We start from the raw sequence: 19,128 nt of genomic DNA, 5'->3' as shown, positions 1-19,128 counted from the left end.
TCGATTGATCTTTGCTGCCTAAAACCCGTCTTGTCCCCCGACCAACCGGAGCCACAGACATGACCCGCTTCACCATGATCCTCGCGACCCTGATGGTCGCCACCACCCCGGTCGCCGCCCCTGTGATGGCAAAACCGGCCGTCACCGCCGATTATTCCGTCGGCGCTCAATATGACACCACCCATGTCTATGTGCCCGAAGGCCAGTTCGACGCCTTCGTCGCCAGCTTCGTCGCGACCTTCGGCGGCACTACGTCGAAGCAGGGCGAATTTCAGGTGACGCCCACCCCCAGCCTGACCAAATCGCAGCTGGCACTGACCCCGGCCGGCACCGTCTCCGTCTTCGGCTTCAAGACGCCGATCCCTTATCCCTTCGGCGACGAACGCACCGGCTATCTGGTCAGCGACATGGACGCCGCCGTCGCCTCTGCGGTGAAGCATGGTGCGGTGCGCCGCATCACCACCTTCCCCGATCCCATCGGCCGCGACGTGGTGGTGCAATGGGCCGGCGGCGTGAACATGCAACTCTACTGGCACACCGCAAAACCCAACTATCCCGCGCTCACCACCGTTCCGGAAAATCGCATCTACCTGACCGCTGACGTCGCCGACAGGTTCATCAAGGACTGGACCGGCTTTGCCCATGGCAAGATCGTCTCCGACGACAGCGCCGCAAAAGGCGAGGAAATCGGCCAGCCCGGCAAGACCATCCGCCGCGTCGCCATCGACAGCGGCTATGGCAAGATGACCGTCTTCGTGTCGGACGGCCAACTGCCCTGGCCCTATGGCCGCGACATGACCGGCTATGCAATCGCCGACCTTGACGCCACCTTGGCCAAGGCGTCGGCGGCTGGCGTCGAAACGCTGGTCGCGCCACAGACGGTCGCGGGTCGCCAGAGCGCGATCCTGCGCTTCCCCGGCGGCTACATCGCCGAAGTTCATGCTCCGGTGGCAAAATAAGATGCGGCCCGACCGCGACCCGCGCTTCGTTGACGCGATCCTCGACTGGAAGCCGACATGGTTCATCGCCCGGCTGCTGCTGGTCGGCGCCTATCTGCTGGGGGGCATCGTCAAGCTGTCCGACTGGTCGGCGGCGGTCGCGGAACAGGCGCATTTCGGCATGAGCCCGCCCGCGCTCTGGGCGGCGCTCACCATCGCGCTCGAACTGATCGGCCCGCTGCTGATCCTTTCCGGCCGGCTGATCTGGCTGGGCGCGGGCATGCTGGGGGTCTTCACCCTGCTCGCCGCCTTTACCGCCAACGCCTTCTGGACGATGCCGATAGGACAGGACCGTTTCATGGCCACCAATGCCTTCTTCGAGCATCTCGGCCTGATCGGCGGCTTCATCCTTGCGGCCCTCGTCGCCGAACAGGCGCAGCGCCGTGCTTAAGAAAACCGCCTGCCTCACCCTCTCGCTCTGCGCTTGCCAGCCGCTGGCCGCGCAGACGACCGAGGCTTGGCAGGCGCCGACCCTGTCGATCACCCGCTACGACGAGGATTGGTCCGACCTGGCCGACGTGGAAAAGCGCGCCCATCACTGGACGGGGCAGTTCAAATATATCCCGATCGATGATGCGACGTGGCTGTCGACCGGCGTGGAACTGCGGGTGCGCAACGAGAATTACCGCAACAACCTGTGGGGCGGGGCCGACGCCCCCGACGACTCCTATCTCTGGGCGCGGGCCATGCCCTATGCCGACCTGCATGTCGGCGCGCCCGACGCACTCCATGCCCGTGCCTTTGTCCAGCCCATCATCAGCTATGCCATCGGCGTCGCCCCTGCCGGCAGCCCGATCGACCAGAGCCGCGTGGATATGCTCCAGAGCTTCGCGGAAATCGGCGTCGGCCCCGTCACCCTGCGTGGCGGGCGGCAGATGCTCTCGCTCGGCACCGAAAGGCTGGTCGGCACCCGCTATGGCCCCAATACGCCGCTGGCCTTCGACGGCGTGCGCGGCAGCGTATTGCTGGGCGAAGGACGCAAGCTCGACCTGTTCCTGCTGAACCCGGTGCAGCCCGGTCCCGCCAGCTTCGACGATCGCACCTCCGACACGCGCAAGCTGTGGGGTGCCTACGCAACCCTGCCCGAACTCGACCTCTATTATCTAGGCTATCGCAACCGCGCCGCGCGCTTCGGCGGGCTGACCGGGCGGGAGTTGCGTCACAGCGTCGGCGCGCGCTTCCATGGCGCGCGAGACGACTGGCACTGGAATGTCGAGGGCGTCTATCAGTTTGGCCATTATGAAGGGCAGCGCATTTCCGCCTGGACGATCGGCACCGAAGTCGGCCGTACGCTGCGCAGCCTGCCGCTGTCCCCCGATGCCACCCTGCGCTTCAACATCGTCAGCGGCGATCGTAACAGCGAAGATGACAGGTTGGGCACGTTCAACGCGCTGTTCCCAAAGGGCAAATATTTCGGCGAACTCTCACCCGTCGGCCCGACCAATATCGTCAGCCTCAATCCCCGCCTCAGCGCCCCGTTGGGCAACGGCTTTTCCGCCAGTCTCGCTGCGATGGCCTATTGGCGCTACGCCCGCAAGGACGGCATTTACGACATACCGGGCAATCTGATCCGTGGCCCCGGCGACAGCCGCGCCCGCTTCATCGGCAAGGAAGCCGAAGCGACGCTGGCCTGGCAGGCGACGCCGGAACTGGAACTGTCCACATCCCTGTCTCTCTTCGCGCCGGGCGCCTTCATCCGCGAGACCGGCCCGGCCAGGACCATCGCCATGACCGGCTTCGAAGCCAATTTCCGATTCTAGATTTCAGGAGTATCCTCATGCCCCAAGCACCTTCAACGCCAGCATCAAAATCTTCTCCGCTACCCGGACTGCTTCTGCTGCTCTCGGTTACGACCGGCCTGGTCGACGCGGTCAGCGTGCTTGGTCTTGGCAAGGTGTTCACCGCCAACATGACCGGCAATGTGGTGTTCCTGGGCTTCGCCGCCGCCGGGACGCCCGGCTTCAAGGTAGCGCCCTATCTGGTGGCGCTGGCCACCTTCTTCCTCGGTGCCCTGATCGCAGGCCGGGTCGGGCAGGGCTTTGGCAAGCGTCCCCTGCGCCACTGGCTCACGGTCGCCGCTCTGATCGAAACAGCGCTTCTGTGGATTGCGGCCATCGTCGCGCTCGGCTTCGACATCCCCTCGCTCAAGCCCACCATCGCGCTCTTTGCGATAATCACCCTGACCGCCATCGCGATGGGTTTCCGCAATGCCACCATCCGTCAGTTGAAAGTGCCTGATCTCACGACGACCGTCCTGACCCTGACAGTCACAGGAATCGCCGCTGACTCAAGCCTGGCCGGAGGCAACAATCCCAATCTCGGCCGCCGTATCGGCGCTATCGTCGCGATCTTCGCTGGCGCGGCAGCTGGCGCGCTGATGGTCACGCATATGGGCCTTGCTCTGCCCCTGCTGGTCGCTGGCGGCGTCGTCCTGCTGGGGACGCTCATCTGCGTGCGTCATCCGGCAGCCGCCCTGCCACACGGCGCCTGAATAACCCGGACCTTGTCCGGACAGCCTCATGATGCAGAGCGAAAGCATTTTCGCTATCATCTGCCTTGCAACGAGGGTCCACCGGAAGGCTGGTTCATGACAAATATCCTGGCAGTTCAACGATGACATTTCCCACCCTGAGCGAAGCCCGCCAAGATATGGCACTGCCACGCTGCAGCTGGGTCAGCGCCGCCGACGCGCTGTATTGCGCCTATCATGACGCTGAATGGGGCGTCCCGGAGCGCGATTCGCGGATGCTCTGGGAAATGCTGATGCTGGAGGGGTTTCAGGCGGGGCTGTCCTGGATCACCATATTGCGCAAGCGCGAAGGGTTTCGTGCGGCCTTTGCCGGCTTCGATCCGGACCGGGTGGCCGCCTTCGGCCCTGATGATATCGAGCGGCTGATGGGTGATCCTGGCATTGTGCGGGCACGGGCGAAGATCGAGGCGACGATCCGGGGCGCGCAGATTTTCTGCGACATGCGGGACCGGGGCGAGGATTTCGCGGCCTATGTCTGGGCCTTTGTGGACGGCACGCCGATTCAGAATGACGGCGTCCATTTTCCAGCCAAGACGGATCTATCCGAGGTCATTTCCCAGGATTTGAAGAAACGCGGCTTCAAATTCGTCGGCCCGACTATCGTCTATGCCTGGATGCAGGCGATCGGCATGGTGAATGACCATGCCGTCGATTGCTTCCGCCGCGAGCCCCTGCGGCCATGAGGGCGATTGCCGCCCTCCTGCTCGCAACGCTGCTGGGCGGGTGCGGGAAGGGCGATCCGGCCACTAATCAAGCCAAGCCCAAGGCAGTGGCCAATGTCATCGCGCCGATCAATAGCAGCATTCCGGCCAACGCAGCCGACGATGCTCCACCCGCGCCCCAGCCGGTGGCCAAAGCCAAGCCTTTGGTTTCACGTGAAACATCGAAGACGCTTCCCTCCCCGCCAGACTATCGCGCCATCGGCACCGAACCCTTTTGGGGCGTGACGCTGCGCGGATCGACGGTCCTGCTGGAACGGCCCGATCACCCGCCACTGCGCTTTTCCGTCCATGACCAGAGCGACGATCGCGCCATCCGCCTTGTCGGCGACGGCTTCACCCTGACCGCGACCGAAGGGCCGTGCAGCGACGGCATGAGCGAAGCCATCTGGTCCGACCGGGTGCAGATCGCCTTCGCGGACGGCACGCTCAAGGGTTGCGGTGGCATGCGGGAAGACGGCCCCTGATCGTTAAGCCGGTTGAACCTTTTGATTCGGAGGAAGATGCCATGACCGCCGATGCCTCTCGCCGTGACCTGCTGATCGCCGCTGCTGCCCTGTCGACGCTGGCCTTGTCCAGCGAAGCCGCTGCGCAAGTCAGCATCCAGCCACCCGTGCCGCCCAGCGGGCCGAAGAAAAAGCTGGGCATGGTCCTGTTCGACGGGTTCGAACTGCTCGACGTGTTCGGTCCCCTCGAAATGTTCGGGATGCTGAAGGACCGGGTCGACATAGTGATGATCGCGGACAAGGCCGGGCCGGTCAGGAGCGGCGCAGGGCCGCAGACCATCGCCGACTATGGTTTCGCCGACGCGCCCAAACTGGACATCGTCATGATCCCCGGCGGGATCGGCACGAGGCGGGAGGTCGGCAATGCGGTCTTCATGGACTCCATCCGCTCCATCGCCGATGCCACGCCGCGGGTGGCGACCATCTGCACCGGATCGGGCCTGCTGGCGAAGACAGGCCTGATCGACGGGGTAAAGGCGACCAGCAACAAGATGGCCTGGAAATGGGCGACGGCGCAGGGCGCAAAGGTGGCCTGGGTGCCGCAGGCGCGCTGGGTGGAGGATGGCAAATATATCTCCTCCTCCGGCATTTCGGCGGGGACGGACATGGCGCTGGGCCTGATCGCGAAACTCTATGGCAAGGACATGGCCCATTGGGTCGCCCATCGCACCGAATATCGCTGGAACGAGGATGCCGCCGACGATCCCTTTGCCGCAATGAACGGGCTGACGAAATAGGGCTCAGTCCGCCCGCATCGCCTCTGCCACCAGCGCTTCCGCTTCCATCAGCAGAGCATCTTCGGCCGCGCTTTGCGCGACATGTTCGCGGCCGATCAGGATCAGCACCGGTACGGCGAGGGGGCTGACCCGGTCGAGCGTCACATGCAGCATGGTCTGACTCGCCCGGTCGATCAGGTCGCCCAGACGGCCGACATCGGTCATGCGGGCGCGCGCATCGGCCCAAGCGGCCTTCAGCAGCAGATGATCGGGCTGATATTTGCGCAGCACGTCATAAATGAGGTCGGTCGAGAAAGTGACCTGCCGCCCGGTCTTGCGCTTGCCCGGATGCTGCCGCTCGATCAGCCCGGAAATCACCGCCACGTCACGGAATGCGCGCTTCAAAAGGCTCGACTGTTCGACCCAGTCGACAAATTCATGGTCCAATATGTCGGCGGAAAAGAGGCTGGCCGGATCGGTGACGGGCTTCATGCCATAAACAGCCAGCGCATAATCATTGGAGACGAAGCCCAGCGGCATCAGGCCCTGACTCTCCATCCGCCGGGTCAGCAGCATGCCCAGCGACTGATGCGCATTCCAGCCTTCGAAACTGTAGCAGACCAGATAATGGCGCCCCTCATGCGGGAAAGTTTCGATCAGGAGTTGGCCGGGTTGGGGCAGGGCGGAGCGAAGCTTCTGCATTTCCAGCCATTCGCGCACATCGGGCGGGAAGCGATGCCATTCCTCCGGCTCGGCGAGAAAGTGGCGGACCCGGTCGGCCAGCCGGGTGGACATCGCCATGCGCGTGCCGCCCCAACTGGGAATGCGCGCCTGTTTGGACGTCGCACGCACGACCAGATCGCTGGTGTCCATCCGCACCACCTCCAGCGCCATGCCGGAAAAGAAGAAACTGTCACCCGGCCGCAGCGTGGCGGCGAAACCTTCCTCCACCGTCCCCAGCTTCCGGCCATTGGCGAAGCGAACGGCCAGCGCGGGCTGATCGACGATGATACCGGCATTCAACCGATGCTGCTGGATGAAACGGGGGTGAGATACCCGCCAACTACCGTCCGCCTCCTGCGTCAGCCGCTTGAACCGGTCATAGGCGCGCAGGGCATAGCCGCCGCCCTCGATGAAATGGAGGACATTCTCGAACGCCTCGGCCGTCAGCGCGCTATAGGGCGTTGCCGACCGCACCTCTTCCAGCAATTCCTCCGCGCGAAACGGCCCGGCACAGGCGAGTCCCATGATATGCTGGGCCAGCACGTCCAAACTGCCGGGCCGGAAATCATCGGCGTCGCGCTCGCCCGCTTCCACCGCATCCAGCGCCGCGCGCGCCTCCAGATATTCGAAGCGATTGCCGGGAATCAGAATCGCTTCCGACGCCATGTCGAGCCGATGATTGGCCCGGCCGATCCGCTGCAACAGACGCGACGATCCCTTGGGCGCCCCCATCTGAATCACGCAATCGACATTGCCCCAGTCGACACCCAGATCCAGCGAAGCAGTCGCCACCAGCGCCCGCAATTTGCCCGCCGCCATCGCCGATTCCACCTTGCGCCGCGCCTCGATCGACAGGCTGCCATGATGGATGGCGATCGGCAGATTGGCGTCATTGGCCGACCAGAGTTCCTGAAAGATCAGTTCTGCAAGCCCGCGTGTGTTACAGAAGACCAAAGTCGTCTGGCGCGACTCGATCTCGGCCATCACCTGACTGGCCGCATATTTGCCCGAATGGCCGGACCAGGGCACCCGCCCTTCGGGAATCAGGATGGCGACATTCGGCTCCGCTCCCGCTTCTCCCAAAACTGGCGTCACGGCGTCGATATCGCCATCGGGCGCCAGCCAGGCGCGATAGGCGTCTACGTCAGCGACGGTGGCAGACAGGGCGATGCGGCGCAGGGCGGGGTTGATCGTCTGCAAGCGCGCCATCGACAGGTTGAGCAGGTCGCCGCGCTTCTGCGTCGCGAAGGCGTGGACTTCATCCACGATCACGGTGCGCAAATCCGCGAACATTAGCGCCGCGTCGGGATAGCTGAGCAACAGCGACAGCGATTCGGGCGTGGTCAGCAGGATTTGCGGCGGCCGGGCGCGCTGGCGTACCTTGCGGTCGGACGGCGTGTCGCCGGTGCGCGTCTCCACCCGGATCGGCAGGCCCATTTCCTCGATCGGGGTCAGCAGGTTGCGCCGCACATCCACCGCCAGCGCCTTCAATGGCGAGACATAGAGGGTATGCAGCCCATCGACCGGATCATCGATCAGCTCGACCAACGTCGGCAGGAAGCCCGCCAGCGTCTTGCCCGCCCCGGTCGGCGCCACCAGCAGGGCATGTTCGCCGTGCCGCGCCGCCGCCAGCATTTCCATCTGATGCCGTCGCGGCCGCCATCCGCGCGCGGCAAACCAGCTTTCGACAGGGACGGGAAGGTCGGCGGACATGGCATGGATGTAGGGGCGCCCATCCCCTCTGTCACGGTCCACCTGTTCTACCTCCACGGTCGCTGCCGATGGAGGCGGGGCAGATAGCATGCTATAGTGGCGCCCGCTTCGCGCCGATGCCACAGGGCGCGCACTATCGAGAGAGGAAATGGGCGCATGACCGATCAAGACCATAGCCCCTTCATGTTCGGCACCGTGCCGACCACCCTGTTCGACGCCTGGCTGATGCCGGTCACTTTCTGGGCCAACTGGTTCAGCCTGTGCGAGGAAGCGCTGCATGTCGCGCAGCAGCATCCGCATCCTGCGAGCGACACCGGCGAAGAGGCGATACCGGCGCATATCGAGAATGAGGAAGGGCTGGTCGCCTGAGCGGGTCGGCCATCCCTTTCGGAATAATAATATAGCCGTAAGAAATAATCTTACGCCCCCTCTGGCTCTTTGCCGGTGCCCTGCACTACATTCCCTCGCATGAGAGCGGCGCACCAGACGCCGCCCCCGAGCAGGAGAATGACATGACCGGCGAAACCCCGCCCCCCTTCACCGAAGCCGAGCTGACCGGCGTCGAACCAACCGGCAACCGCCGCCGCCCCAAGGCCCCGATCATGGAGATTGACGGCCGCAAGCTGAAGCCCGCCACATTGATGATGGGCCATGGCTATGATCCGACCCTGTCGGAAGGCTCGCTCAAGCCCCCCATCTTCCTCACCTCTACCTTCGCCTTCGAAAGCGCGGCCGCAGGCAAACGCCATTTCGAGGGCGTGACCGGCATTCGCCCTGGCGGTGCGGAAGGCCTCGTCTATTCGCGCTTCAACGGCCCCAATCAGGAGATTTGCGAAGATCGTCTGTCTGTCTGGGAGGAGGCGGAGGATGCCCTGCTCTTTTCCAGCGGCATGTCGGCGATTGCCACCACCTTGCTGGCCCTCGTCCAACCGGGCGACGTCATCGTCCATTCGGCGCCGCTCTATGCCGCGACCGAATCGCTGATCGGCCGCATCCTCGGCAAATTCGGCGTGCAATGGCTGGATTTCCCCGCCGGCGCGACCGAGGAGGAAATCGGCGCGGTGATCGAGAAGGCGAAGGGACTGGGCCGCGTCGCTCTGCTCTATCTGGAAAGCCCGGCCAACCCGACCAATGTGCTGGTCGATCTGGAGGCGGTTGTCGCGCGGCGCGACTCGCTGTTTGCGGGCGAAGCGCATGTGCCGCCGATCGCGATCGACAACACCTTCCTGGGGCCACTGTGGCACAAGCCCATCGCCCATGGCGCGGATCTCGTCATCTACAGCCTCACCAAATATGCCGGCGGGCATAGCGATCTGGTCGCAGGCGGCGTGCTGGGCAGCAATGCGCTGATCAACAGCATCCGCCTGATGCGCAACACGATCGGCACGATCCTCGACCCGCACAGCGCCTGGATGCTGCTACGGTCGCTGGAGACGCTGGAACTGCGGATGAGCCGGGCCGGGGAGAGCGCCGCGAAGATCTGCGCCTGGCTGAAGGATCAGTCGCAGGTGGAGAAGGTCGTCTATCTGGGCTTTCCGGAGACGGAGCGGCAGGCCGATATCTACCAACGCCATTGCACCGGCGCGGGATCGACCTTCTCGCTCTATCTGAAAGGCGGGGAAGCGGAAGCCTTCGCTTTCCTCGACGCGCTCAAGATCGCCAAGCTGGCGGTGAGCCTCGGCGGCACCGAGACTCTGGCCAGCCATCCCGCCGCCATGACGCATCTGTCGGTCCCGGCAGAGCGCAAGAAGGCGCTGGCGATCGGCGACAATATGGTGCGCATCTCGATCGGCTGCGAGGATGCCGATGATCTGATCGCCGACTTCGCCCAAGCCCTGCGGCACATCGGATGAGTGCGGCGCGCCCGGTCATCCTGATTGCCCAGCCACATCTGGCGCCTCTGCTGGGGCTGCTGGCGGCGGATTATAACGTCCAGCCGCTCTGGGAGGAGGCCGGGCGCGCCCACATCGGCGAGGCGCAGGCCTTGGTGACGGCCGGCGAGTTTCGACTCAATCCGGCCTTGCTGGAGACCATGCCGAAACTGGGCCTGATTGCCTGCTTCACCGTCGGCTATGACGGGGTCGATCTGGACTGGGCGCGCGCGCGCGGCATTGCCGTCACCCATGCGGGAGATGCCAATGCAGAGGATGTGGCCGATCATGGAATCGGCCTCATCCTGGCGCATCACCGCCAGATCGTGACGGGCGACCGGCAATTGCGGGCTGGCCAATGGGTGGCGGGCGCCAAGACCATCACCCGGTCGCTCGCGGAGGCGCGGCTGGGCATCGTCGGCATGGGCGCGATCGGCATCGCCACGGCCCGGCGGGCGGAAGTGATGCGCATGCGGGTCGGCTGGTGGGGACCGCGGGCCAAGCCCGACCTGCCCTGGCCCCGCGACGACAGCCTGATGGCGCTCGCACAACGGAGCGACATCCTGCTGGTGGCGGCCAGAGCGGATGAGACGAATCGCCGGATGATCGACACGGCGATCATCGACGCGCTGGGACCGGGCGGATTGCTGGTCAATGTCGCGCGCGGCCAGTTAGTGGATGAGGGTGCGCTGATCGCCGCCTTGCGCGATGGGCGGCTGGGCGGCGCAGCGCTGGACGTGTTCGCGCAGGAACCGACCGATGCTGCGCGCTGGAGCGATGTGCCGAACTGCATATTGACCCCGCATACCGGCGGCGCCACCGACGCGGCGGTGGCGCATATGGCCCAAATGCTGCGCGCCAATCTGCGCGCCTATTTCAGCGGAGAGGCCCTGCTTTCACCGGTATCTAGCTGAAGAAATAGAACGCCCGTCGATGCTTCACGTGAAACACCCGGCCATCACATCATCAGGCGATCAGAATTTGAAGACGGTGCCCAGATAGACGGCCTGGCTGTCCTGCCGCTCGTCGGTCATCGGCGTCAGGCGACCCGCAACGCTATTATTATAGCGCACCCCAGCCGTGACGTTCAGGTTGCGCGTCAGCGAATAGGAGCTGGCCAGATCCAGCGTATAATCCTTGTCCGCCGAGGGATTGCGCACAGTCGCGCTCGCATCGCGATGCGTTTCGATCAGTACCTTGGTGCTGAAACGATTCTTCTTGCCGTCTTCCAGCGAGAAATTCTTGGTGTCGACCATGGTTTCGACCGGAACCGGGTCCAGCGCCTTGCGGCCGACCGAGTCGGGCAGGGCAAACTTGCGCCAGTTATGCGCACCGTTCAGGCTGAAGGCGACCGGCTTGATGTCGATCGGCGCCAGGGTGCGATTGATCGTGCCCTGATCGTCGGCTGCGCGGACCATCACGGTGACCGAACGCTGCCCGCTCAGCGACCCGCTGGTCGGCGTGAAACGGAAGCCCTGACTGTTTGCCTTGGCCGCGATTCGCGCATAGGCAGCGGCAAGTCGCGGATCCTTGATCGTCGGCGTGAAGGAAGAAATGCTGCCCAGTGCGCCCAGCGATACCGGCGCTTCCGCACGGAGCTGAACAAGGGCGGTCGCTGCGCCGATCGCGGGAGACAGCATGAAGCCAGCTACGGCAACCGCCGAGCCCGCCAATGCCAAATATCCCCTGTTCACACGCATGATCCTGTGTCCGTCCCCGCCGACTGATATGTGATAACGCATTACACCGATAAAGCCGCCACTGGCTAGGGGCCGGGCCGCTTTTTGTCTGAGCTGTTGCATCGAATACACAGGGTGGAAGGTGTCCGGCGCCGTCTGTCCAATGTGCCGGCTCCATAGCGCCCCCTTGCCCCGCGCTGCACGGCCACTATAGAAGCGGGCAGTTTCTCGTTTTCCTAGCTAGGACATGCCCTGATGGTGCGCCTTCCCGCCTCTCTTTCCTCCGGCCTGCTGCTGGCCGCCCTCCTGCCGCTCGCGGCTTGCGGTGGCGGCTCGAAGGAGCGTCCCAAGGCGGACCTCGCCGCGTCGAAGGTTACGACGATCGGCGTCAACGCCTATCTGTGGCGCGCGACGCTCGACACGCTGTCCTTCATGCCGATGGTGCAGACCGATTCGAACGGCGGCGTGATCGTCACCGACTGGTATGCCAATCCGAACACGCCCAATGAGCGGATGAAGCTGACCGTGTCGATTCTGGATCAGGATCTGCGCGCCGACGCGGTGCGTGTCGCCGCCAGCCGTCAGGTGAACCAGAATGGCCAGTGGGTCGATGCCCCCGTCGCCGCCGCGACCGTGCAGAAGCTGGAAGAAATCATCCTCACCAAAGCGCGCGACCTGCGCCGCACGGCGATCGGCTGACCCAAGGCTTGGATGGGCGCTGATATAACGCCCTGTTTTCACACTATCTGGGCTGGGCTTTTATACGAGCCCAGCCCGCTTGCATTTGTAAGGACATGACATGCAAAGGCGCTTCAACCCGATGGAGGCCGACGCCCGCTGGCAGGCGACCTGGGACGAACAGCAGAGTTTCAAGGCGGACGACGCCTCGACCAAGCCGCGTAGCTATGTGCTGGAGATGTTCCCCTATCCGTCGGGGCGCATCCATATCGGTCATGTCCGCAATTACTCCATGGGCGACGTGCTGGCGCGCTTCCGCCGGATGACCGGCCATGAAGTGCTGCATCCGATGGGCTGGGACGCCTTTGGCATGCCGGCCGAAAATGCGGCGATGGAAAAGAAGGTCCATCCCGGCAGCTGGACCCGCGACAATATCGCCAACATGCGCGCGCAGCTGAAGAAGCTGGGCTTCGCAATCGACTGGAGTCGCGAACTCGCGACCTGCGAGCCGGACTATTATGGTCAGGAACAGGCGCTGTTTCTGGACATGCTGGAAGCCGGGCTGGTCTATCGCAAGGAATCAGCGGTAAACTGGGATCCGGTCGACATGACCGTGCTGGCGAACGAGCAGGTGATCGATGGACGCGGCTGGCGTTCGGGCGCGCTGGTCGAAAAGCGCAAGCTGTCCCAGTGGTTCCTGAAGATCACCCAGTTCGCCGACGACCTGCTGGAGGGGCTGAAGACGCTCGACCAATGGCCCGACAAGGTTCGGACCATGCAGGAAAACTGGATCGGCAAGTCGGTCGGTTTGCAATTCAGCTTCAAGCCGCTTGCGCCCTTCGACACGGAAATCGAAGTCTATTCGACCCGTCCGGACACCATCTTCGGCGCCAGCTTCGTCGCGATCGCGGCGGACCATCCGGTCGCGCAGGCTGTCGCTGCGAACAATCCGGATGCCGTTGCCTTCATCGAAAAGTGCAAGGAAGGCGGCACCACCGCAGCCGAGTTGGAAACGGCGGAGAAGCTGGGCTTCGACACCGGCCTGACCGTCGCACACCCGTTCGATCCCGACTGGCATCTGCCGGTCTTCATCGCCAATTTCGTGCTGATGGACTATGGCACCGGCGCCGTCATGGGCGTGCCCGCGCATGACCAGCGCGACCTCGACTTCGCGCGCAAGTACATGCTCCCCGTGGAACGTGTCGTTGCGCTGGAAGGTGAGGCCGACAAGCCGATCCATAACGAGGCCTATACCGGCCCCGGCGCACTGGTAAACTCGCGCTTCCTGGACGGCATGGCCGTGGAAGAGGCCAAGGCCGCCGTCATCGCGCGCGCCGAGTCGGAAGGCTGGGGCGCGGGCAAGACCGTGTTCCGCCTGCGCGACTGGGGCGTCTCGCGCCAGCGTTACTGGGGCACGCCGATCCCGGTTATCCATTGCGAGGGCTGTGGCGTAGTGCCGGTGCCCAAGGCGCAGTTGCCGGTCGTGCTGCCCGAAGATGTCAGCTTCGACATTCCCGGTAATCCGCTGGATCGCCATGCGACCTGGAAGCATGTCGACTGCCCGTCCTGCGGCAAGCCGGCGGTGCGCGAAACCGATACGCTCGACACCTTCGCCGACTCAAGCTGGTATTTCATCCGCTTCGCCAGCCAGCCCAAGGACAAGCCGTTCGATCGCGCCACGGTCGAGCAATGGCTACCGGTCGGCCAATATATTGGCGGCGTGGAACATGCGATCCTGCACCTGCTCTACGCCCGTTTCTGGACCCGCGCGCTTCAGCATATGGGGCAGCTGGGCTTTGCCGAACCCTTCACCGGCCTGTTCACACAGGGTATGGTGACGCATGAAACTTACAGCCGCGAACAGGGCGAGGGGCTGCCCCCCGTCTATTTCGCGCCCGGCGAAATCAGCCGCACGGCCGATGGCGCCACGCTGGTCGCGGACAATGCACCGGTCGAGGTCGGCCGGGTCATCAAAATGTCCAAGTCCAAGAAAAATGTCGTCGATCCCGACGATATCATCGCCCAATATGGCGCGGACGCGGTGCGCTGGTTCATGCTGTCGGACAGCCCGCCGGAACGCGATCTGCCCTGGACCGAAGCCGGGATCGAAGGATCGTGGCGCTTCGTCAACCGCGTCTGGCGCCTGTTCGGTGAAGCCGACGCGTCGGCCGAAGGTCAGGACAAGGCGCTGGATCGCAAGCTGCACCAGACCATCGACGGCATCGCCAAGGATATCGAGGCGCTGGGCTTCAACAAGGCGGTTGCCAAGATTTACGAACTCACCAACGCCATCGAGAAGGCCAAGCCATCGGCATCTCGCACCGCCGCGATCCGTGGCCTCGCCCTGCTCGTTGCTCCCATGACGCCGCATCTGGCCGAAGAGGGCTGGGCGGAGATGAAGGGCGAAGGCCTGATCGCCGACGCCGCATGGCCGACGGTAGATCCGGCGCTGCTGGTGGACGATGAAGTCACCATCGCCTGTCAGGTGATGGGCAAGCTGCGCGACACCATCACCGTGCCCAAGGGGACGCCGAAGGACGAACTGGAAAAGCTGGCTCTGGCCGCACCCAACGTCATCCGCACGCTGGACGGCGCGACACCCAAGAAGGTGATCGTGGTGCCCGATCGTCTGGTCAATCTGGTCGTCTGATCCGAATAATTTGCTCCTGCGACCCGAAGGGCGGCCGCAGGAGCACGGTTCAATTTGCCGCGGACAATGCTAAGGAATGTCCATGAAGCGCATTCTCCCCCTCCTCGCCCTTCCCTTGCTCCTCACCGGCTGCGGGCTGCGCCCCGTCTATGGTGGGGGTGGGCATGGCGTGGTCGCACAGACGCTCGGCAATGTCGAAGTCGAACCGATCGAGGGCAAGGGCGGCTGGCTGGTGCGCAATGCGCTCAACGACCGGCTGTCGGCGATGCGCGGTGGCGATGGCCCCCATTATAAGCTGGTGGTCAAGCTGGACGATAATATCAGCGGCTTCGGTCTGCGTGCCGACGCCGCCGTCACCCGCGAACGCCGCACCCTGCGCGCGCGCTATCAACTGGTCGATCAGGCCACCGGCGCGCAGATATTGGACGATACCGCCGGTTCCGATGCCGGTATCGACGTCACCTCCAGCGAATATGCCACGATCGCGGCCGAAGACACGGCGCTCGAACGCTTGTCGCAGACGGTGGCCGACCAGATCGTGACCCGGCTGGCGCTCTTCTCGCGCAAGGCGGCCACGCCTTGAAGGCCAATCGGGGCCAGATCGAAAAGGCGTTGGATGCGCCACCACAGGATATTCGTTTCTTCCTGCTCTATGGTCCCGATGAAGCGGGCAGCCAGGCGCTGGCCCGCCGGCTGGAGCGCGCCATGGGGCCACAGGCCGAACGGATCGATCTGGACGGTTCGACGCTCAAGGATGATCCGGCTCGTCTGTCCGACGAGGCAGCTTCCTTCTCCATGTTCGGCGACCGGCGCTGGATTCGTGTCAGCAGCATGGGCGATGAATCGCTGCCCGCGCTGACGGCCCTGCTGGAAGGGGAGGCGGCCGGCAATCCGGTGATCGCGATGGCCGGCGCGCTGAAACCCACATCGAAGCTGCTCAAGCTGGCGCTGGACCATAAGGGCGCGCTGGCCTTTATCTCTTACCAGCCCGACGCGCGGGAGGCGGAGCAGATCGCCATCGGCATCGCGCGCGAAAGCGGGCTGCGCCTGTCATCCGACCTCGCACGCCGGATCGTGGCGCTGGCCAATGGCGACCGAGCGCTGATGGCGGGGGAGGTGGAAAAGCTCATCCTCTATCTCGACGCCGCGCCGGAGCATCCGCGTGAGGCCACGGCCGAAGCGCTCGATGCTTTGTCCGCCGACAATCCCGACACGGAAGTCGCGCCTTTGGTCAATGCCGTGCTGGGCGGCGACCTGAAGGCCATGCATCGCGAACTGGCCAGTCTGGCCGAAACCGGCACGGCCATGGCATCGGTGATACGCCCCTTGTTGAGCCGCGCCATGCTGGTCGCCAATATCCGCACCGCCTTCGACAGCAGCGGTCGACTGGAATCGGCGGTCGAATCGGCGGGCAAAGCGGTCTTCTGGAAGGAGAAGGGGCTGGTGTCGCGACAGGTGCAGACCTGGAACGCGCCCGGCATCGCCCGCGTGATCCAGCGCCTGCTGGAGGCCGAGCGATCGAGCCGCGGGGGCAGGGGGCTGGGCGACCTGATGGTGCGCCACGAACTGCTGGCGATTGCACGACAGGCCGCGCGCGAGCGGGCTTGATCGAACAGGGGCGCGGGGCCATATTGTGCCCATGGAGAAGCTGAACCTGACCGACGCCGAATGGCGCGCCCGCCTTTCCCCCGAACAATATCATGTGCTGCGGGAGGCCGGAACCGAACGGGCCTTCACCGGCAAATATAATAGCAACAAGGCCGAAGGCGTCTATTATTGCGCCGGTTGCGGCGCAGAGCTGTTCGATGCCGACGAAAAATATGACAGCGGATCGGGCTGGCCCAGCTTCACCGCACCGGTGGACATCGACGCGGTCGAGGAAATTCGCGACGCCAGCCATGGCATGATCCGCACCGAAGTCCGCTGCGCCAAATGCGAAGGCCATCTGGGCCATGTCTTCCCCGATGGACCGGGCGTCAATGGCCTGCGCTATTGCATGAACAGCGCCGGTCTGGCCTTCAAACCGCGCGACGAGGCGGAATAGAAAGCCACTTCCGTCGACCGTTCAACGTCGATTCCACTGCACCTTGACGATAACTGCACATCGGCCGTTCATCCCCGGTAAAGCGCCGTTCGCCATGGACGGCGCGACGGTCTTTTTCCGCGCCGGTTGCAGGATTTGCGCTGGCCGGGACCGGGATTAGCGCGTATCCGGGGCGGCACAAATGGCAGGATCAAGCAAGAGCAAGGGCGCGCCACGTGGCCGCGCGAAGACATGGATGCTGCGCGGGCTGAAGATCGGCATCGCGGCGGCAGTGGCTGGGTTGTTGGCAGTGGTCATCGCGGTGGTCATCGCGATGCAGTCGCTGCCCGACTATAACAGCCTAAAATCCTCCCCCAACGGCCAGATGATCCGCGTCCATGCGGCCGACGGCAGCGTCATCGTCTCACTCGGGCCGAGCTTTGGCCAGTGGCTGAGCTATGACCAGATTCCGCAGGTCATGGTCGATGCGATGGTCTCGACCGAGGACAAGCGTTTCTACCTGCATCCCGGCGTCGATCCGATCGGCATGGCCCGCGCGGCATGGGTCGCGGTGGAACGGCGCGGCACCGGCCGCCGCTGGCAGGGCGCATCGACCATCACCCAGCAGGTGACGCGCAACATCTTCCTCAACAACAGCTATAGTTTCGGCCGCAAGATCCGCGAAATGGTGCTGGCGCTGGCGCTGGAGCGCAAATTCTCCAAGCGACAGATCCTCGAACTTTACCTGAACAAGGTCTATTTCGGCGGCGGCGCCTATGGCATCGATGCGGCCAGCCGCAAATTCTTCGGCCATCCCGCCACCGGTCTGGATCTGCCCGAAGCGGCGATCATCGCCGGTCTGGTCAAGGCGCCGTCCAGCTACTCTCCCACTGCCGATGCAGAAGCCGCCGTTGGCCGTGCGGGCGTGGTGCTGGACCTGATGCAGGAAAATGGCGCGATTTCGGCCAGCGATCATGCCAATGCCAATCTGGCCGGCGTCCGCATGGCGCCCGAGCCGCCGCAGAATAGCGTGCGCTATTTCACCGACTGGGCGCTGCCGCAACTCGACCTGCTGATCGACGAACCGAACGAACCGCTGGAAGTCTACACCACCATCGATTTGGGCATGCAGAATGCCGCGACGGCCGCGATCAAGGCCAATGTCCCGGCCGGCACGCAGGGCGCGATGGTCAGTCTGGACCGTGACGGCGCGGTGCGGGCGATGGTTGGCGGCCTCGATTATGTGACGTCCAACTATAATCGCGCCACCACCGCCACCCGTCAGCCGGGGTCCGCCTGGAAGCTCTTCGTCTATATGGCGGCGCTGGAGGCGGGCTACACCCCCGACACGGCCGTCACCGACGAACCGGTGACGATCAACGGCTGGAGCCCGCGCAACGCCAATGGCCGCTTTGCCGGCGATATCGACGTGCGCACCGCCTTTGCCTATTCGATCAACACGATCGCGGCAAAACTGGGCGTGGAAGTCGGCTTCCCGACCGTTGCCGACATGGCGCGCCGCTTTGGCATCACCACGCCGGTCAATACCCATCCCTCCATGGTGCTGGGTACCTCCGACGTTCGCCTGATCGACATGACCCGCGCCGCAGCCTCGATCGCGCGCAAGGGCATTGCCGTGACCCCCTATGGCATCACCAAGGTCACGACGGCGGACGGTCGCCTGCTCTACCAGCATCAGGACGATACCAGCCGCGTGCTGGTCGCCCCCTGGGTGGCGGCGGGCATGACCGACCTGATGCAGACGGCGGTCAGCACCGGCACTGGCAAGGCGGCGCAGATCGGTCGCCCGGTGGCGGGCAAGACCGGCACCACGACGAGCAACAAGGATGGCTATTTCCTCGGCTTTTCCAGCGGCATCACGACTGGCGTCTGGATGGGCCGCGACGATGCCAAGACGGTCGGCGGATTGCAGGGCGGCCGCGCGCCCGCCCGCGCCTTTGCCGACTATATGAAGGTCGCCGTCGCCAAGCGGCCGGTCGAACCCTTCGACACCGAAGTCACCCTGCCCGAATGGCAGCTCGAACCCGATGAGGAAGCCTATTATGGCAGCCCGGACAACGGCATGATGGTCGACGAAAACGGTCTGCCGGTCGAGCGCCCGCGTTCGGAGCCGTCGGATGCGCAGGATGATTCGGACCAGCAGCAGATGGAGGTCGATCCGCAAGACCGGCCGCAGCCGCCCAAGCTGGACCAGCAATGGATCGACAATGTGCTGGGCCGCGATCGCCAGCGCCAGCAACAGCCACTGACAACACGGCCAACGCCGGGACAGTAAATGCCACGGGCTCCTGCGAAAGCAGG

18 protein-coding genes are annotated in these 19,128 nt (G+C 64.4%); 16 read left to right on the top strand and 2 right to left on the bottom strand.

Going from position 1 to position 19,128, the window contains the following annotated elements:
• The first annotated feature begins 59 nt into the window (after positions 1 to 59).
• From BMY84_RS22020 to BMY84_RS21990, 7 genes are all read left to right on the top strand, one after another.
• The gene (locus BMY84_RS22020) at positions 60 to 959 is read left to right on the top strand and encodes a VOC family protein (RefSeq protein ID WP_093086610.1); all 900 of its coding nucleotides are present in this window, start codon (positions 60 to 62) and stop codon (positions 957 to 959) included.
• 1 nt (position 960) lies between these two features.
• Complete coding sequence (locus tag BMY84_RS22015) at positions 961 to 1,389, top strand: DoxX family protein (protein ID WP_093086608.1); 429 nt, start codon at positions 961 to 963, stop codon at positions 1,387 to 1,389.
• Positions 1,382 to 2,758 (top strand): alginate export family protein, encoded by a 1,377-nt coding sequence (locus BMY84_RS22010; RefSeq protein ID WP_093086607.1) that lies wholly within the window; start codon positions 1,382 to 1,384, stop codon positions 2,756 to 2,758. The genes BMY84_RS22015 and BMY84_RS22010 overlap by 8 nt, the downstream gene beginning before the upstream one ends.
• Positions 2,759 to 2,775: 17 nt before the next feature.
• Positions 2,776 to 3,489 carry a YoaK family protein gene (locus tag BMY84_RS22005; RefSeq protein ID WP_093086605.1) on the top strand — a complete coding sequence of 238 codons (714 nt, stop codon included), beginning with the start codon at positions 2,776 to 2,778 and terminating at the stop codon, positions 3,487 to 3,489.
• A gap of 158 nt (positions 3,490 to 3,647) precedes the next feature.
• Positions 3,648 to 4,211 (top strand): DNA-3-methyladenine glycosylase I, encoded by a 564-nt coding sequence (locus tag BMY84_RS22000; RefSeq protein WP_093086683.1) that lies wholly within the window; start codon positions 3,648 to 3,650, stop codon positions 4,209 to 4,211.
• Positions 4,208 to 4,714 (top strand): hypothetical protein, encoded by a 507-nt coding sequence (locus tag BMY84_RS21995; protein ID WP_093086604.1) that lies wholly within the window; start codon positions 4,208 to 4,210, stop codon positions 4,712 to 4,714. The genes BMY84_RS22000 and BMY84_RS21995 overlap by 4 nt, the downstream gene beginning before the upstream one ends.
• A 41-nt stretch (positions 4,715 to 4,755) precedes the next feature.
• Entirely contained in the window at positions 4,756 to 5,490 is a 735-nt protein-coding gene (locus BMY84_RS21990; RefSeq protein WP_093086602.1) for a DJ-1/PfpI family protein, read from the top strand.
• A gap of 3 nt (positions 5,491 to 5,493) precedes the next feature.
• Here the strand turns inward: BMY84_RS21990 and BMY84_RS21985 are convergent, their stop codons facing one another.
• Positions 5,494 to 7,905, bottom strand: a complete 2,412-nt coding sequence (locus BMY84_RS21985) for a ligase-associated DNA damage response DEXH box helicase (RefSeq protein WP_093086601.1) — start codon at positions 7,903 to 7,905, stop codon at positions 5,494 to 5,496.
• Positions 7,906 to 8,061: 156 nt separating this feature from the next.
• Here BMY84_RS21985 and BMY84_RS21980 point away from each other — a divergent pair, with 156 nt between their 5' ends.
• From BMY84_RS21980 to BMY84_RS21970, 3 genes are all read left to right on the top strand, one after another.
• Positions 8,062 to 8,274: a hypothetical protein gene (locus BMY84_RS21980; RefSeq protein WP_093086599.1), complete on the top strand. Its 213-nt coding sequence runs from the start codon at positions 8,062 to 8,064 to the stop codon at positions 8,272 to 8,274.
• A gap of 143 nt (positions 8,275 to 8,417) precedes the next feature.
• Entirely contained in the window at positions 8,418 to 9,758 is a 1,341-nt protein-coding gene (locus BMY84_RS21975) for a cystathionine gamma-synthase family protein (protein ID WP_093086598.1), read from the top strand.
• The gene (locus BMY84_RS21970) at positions 9,755 to 10,690 is read left to right on the top strand and encodes a 2-hydroxyacid dehydrogenase (protein WP_093086596.1); all 936 of its coding nucleotides are present in this window, start codon (positions 9,755 to 9,757) and stop codon (positions 10,688 to 10,690) included. Before BMY84_RS21975 ends, BMY84_RS21970 begins: the two co-directional genes overlap by 4 nt.
• 60 nt (positions 10,691 to 10,750) lie before the next feature.
• Here the strand turns inward: BMY84_RS21970 and BMY84_RS21965 are convergent, their stop codons facing one another.
• Complete coding sequence (locus BMY84_RS21965) at positions 10,751 to 11,476, bottom strand: hypothetical protein (protein WP_093086595.1); 726 nt, start codon at positions 11,474 to 11,476, stop codon at positions 10,751 to 10,753.
• A 231-nt stretch (positions 11,477 to 11,707) separates the two neighbouring features.
• On the opposite strand from BMY84_RS21965, the gene BMY84_RS21960 reads away from it, so the two are divergent.
• From BMY84_RS21960 to BMY84_RS21935, 6 genes are all read left to right on the top strand, one after another.
• Positions 11,708 to 12,154 (top strand): DUF3576 domain-containing protein, encoded by a 447-nt coding sequence (locus tag BMY84_RS21960; protein ID WP_093017802.1) that lies wholly within the window; start codon positions 11,708 to 11,710, stop codon positions 12,152 to 12,154.
• 100 nt (positions 12,155 to 12,254) lie between these two features.
• On the top strand, positions 12,255 to 14,783 hold the full coding sequence (gene leuS / locus BMY84_RS21955; RefSeq protein ID WP_093086593.1) for a leucine--tRNA ligase: 2,529 nt from the start codon (positions 12,255 to 12,257) through the stop codon (positions 14,781 to 14,783).
• A gap of 82 nt (positions 14,784 to 14,865) precedes the next feature.
• On the top strand, positions 14,866 to 15,366 hold the full coding sequence (gene lptE, locus BMY84_RS21950; protein ID WP_093086592.1) for an LPS assembly lipoprotein LptE: 501 nt from the start codon (positions 14,866 to 14,868) through the stop codon (positions 15,364 to 15,366).
• Entirely contained in the window at positions 15,363 to 16,391 is a 1,029-nt protein-coding gene (gene holA, locus BMY84_RS21945; protein ID WP_093086590.1) for a DNA polymerase III subunit delta, read from the top strand. The genes lptE and holA overlap by 4 nt, the downstream gene beginning before the upstream one ends.
• A 31-nt stretch (positions 16,392 to 16,422) precedes the next feature.
• The gene (gene msrB / locus BMY84_RS21940; protein WP_093086589.1) at positions 16,423 to 16,827 is read left to right on the top strand and encodes a peptide-methionine (R)-S-oxide reductase MsrB; all 405 of its coding nucleotides are present in this window, start codon (positions 16,423 to 16,425) and stop codon (positions 16,825 to 16,827) included.
• 181 nt (positions 16,828 to 17,008) lie between these two features.
• Positions 17,009 to 19,102: a transglycosylase domain-containing protein gene (locus BMY84_RS21935; RefSeq protein ID WP_093086587.1), complete on the top strand. Its 2,094-nt coding sequence runs from the start codon at positions 17,009 to 17,011 to the stop codon at positions 19,100 to 19,102.
• The last annotated feature ends 26 nt before the right edge of the window (positions 19,103 to 19,128 follow it).

The organism is Sphingobium sp. AP50, from assembly GCF_900109095.1.
Lineage (GTDB): Bacteria > Pseudomonadota > Alphaproteobacteria > Sphingomonadales > Sphingomonadaceae > Sphingobium.
Note: the sequence above shows the minus strand (reverse complement) of the source record. Positions and strands in the feature narration are given on the sequence as shown.

Excerpts from the sequence above, each read along its gene's own strand:
- BMY84_RS21970 (WP_093086596.1), top strand. The coding sequence starts at position 9,755 with ATGAGTGCGGCGCGCCCGGTCATCCTGATTGCCCAGCCACATCTGGCG.
- BMY84_RS21935 (WP_093086587.1), top strand. The coding sequence starts at position 17,009 with ATGGCAGGATCAAGCAAGAGCAAGGGCGCGCCACGTGGCCGCGCGAAG.
- BMY84_RS21965 (WP_093086595.1), bottom strand. The coding sequence starts at position 11,476 with ATGCGTGTGAACAGGGGATATTTGGCATTGGCGGGCTCGGCGGTTGCC.
- BMY84_RS21980 (WP_093086599.1), top strand. The coding sequence starts at position 8,062 with ATGACCGATCAAGACCATAGCCCCTTCATGTTCGGCACCGTGCCGACC.
- BMY84_RS21995 (WP_093086604.1), top strand. The coding sequence starts at position 4,208 with ATGAGGGCGATTGCCGCCCTCCTGCTCGCAACGCTGCTGGGCGGGTGC.
- BMY84_RS22015 (WP_093086608.1), top strand. The coding sequence starts at position 961 with ATGCGGCCCGACCGCGACCCGCGCTTCGTTGACGCGATCCTCGACTGG.
- BMY84_RS21990 (WP_093086602.1), top strand. The coding sequence starts at position 4,756 with ATGACCGCCGATGCCTCTCGCCGTGACCTGCTGATCGCCGCTGCTGCC.
- BMY84_RS22005 (WP_093086605.1), top strand. The coding sequence starts at position 2,776 with ATGCCCCAAGCACCTTCAACGCCAGCATCAAAATCTTCTCCGCTACCC.
- msrB (WP_093086589.1), top strand. The coding sequence starts at position 16,423 with ATGGAGAAGCTGAACCTGACCGACGCCGAATGGCGCGCCCGCCTTTCC.
- lptE (WP_093086592.1), top strand. The coding sequence starts at position 14,866 with ATGAAGCGCATTCTCCCCCTCCTCGCCCTTCCCTTGCTCCTCACCGGC.
- BMY84_RS22020 (WP_093086610.1), top strand. The coding sequence starts at position 60 with ATGACCCGCTTCACCATGATCCTCGCGACCCTGATGGTCGCCACCACC.
- leuS (WP_093086593.1), top strand. The coding sequence starts at position 12,255 with ATGCAAAGGCGCTTCAACCCGATGGAGGCCGACGCCCGCTGGCAGGCG.
- BMY84_RS21975 (WP_093086598.1), top strand. The coding sequence starts at position 8,418 with ATGACCGGCGAAACCCCGCCCCCCTTCACCGAAGCCGAGCTGACCGGC.
- BMY84_RS22000 (WP_093086683.1), top strand. The coding sequence starts at position 3,648 with ATGGCACTGCCACGCTGCAGCTGGGTCAGCGCCGCCGACGCGCTGTAT.
- BMY84_RS21985 (WP_093086601.1), bottom strand. The coding sequence starts at position 7,905 with ATGTCCGCCGACCTTCCCGTCCCTGTCGAAAGCTGGTTTGCCGCGCGC.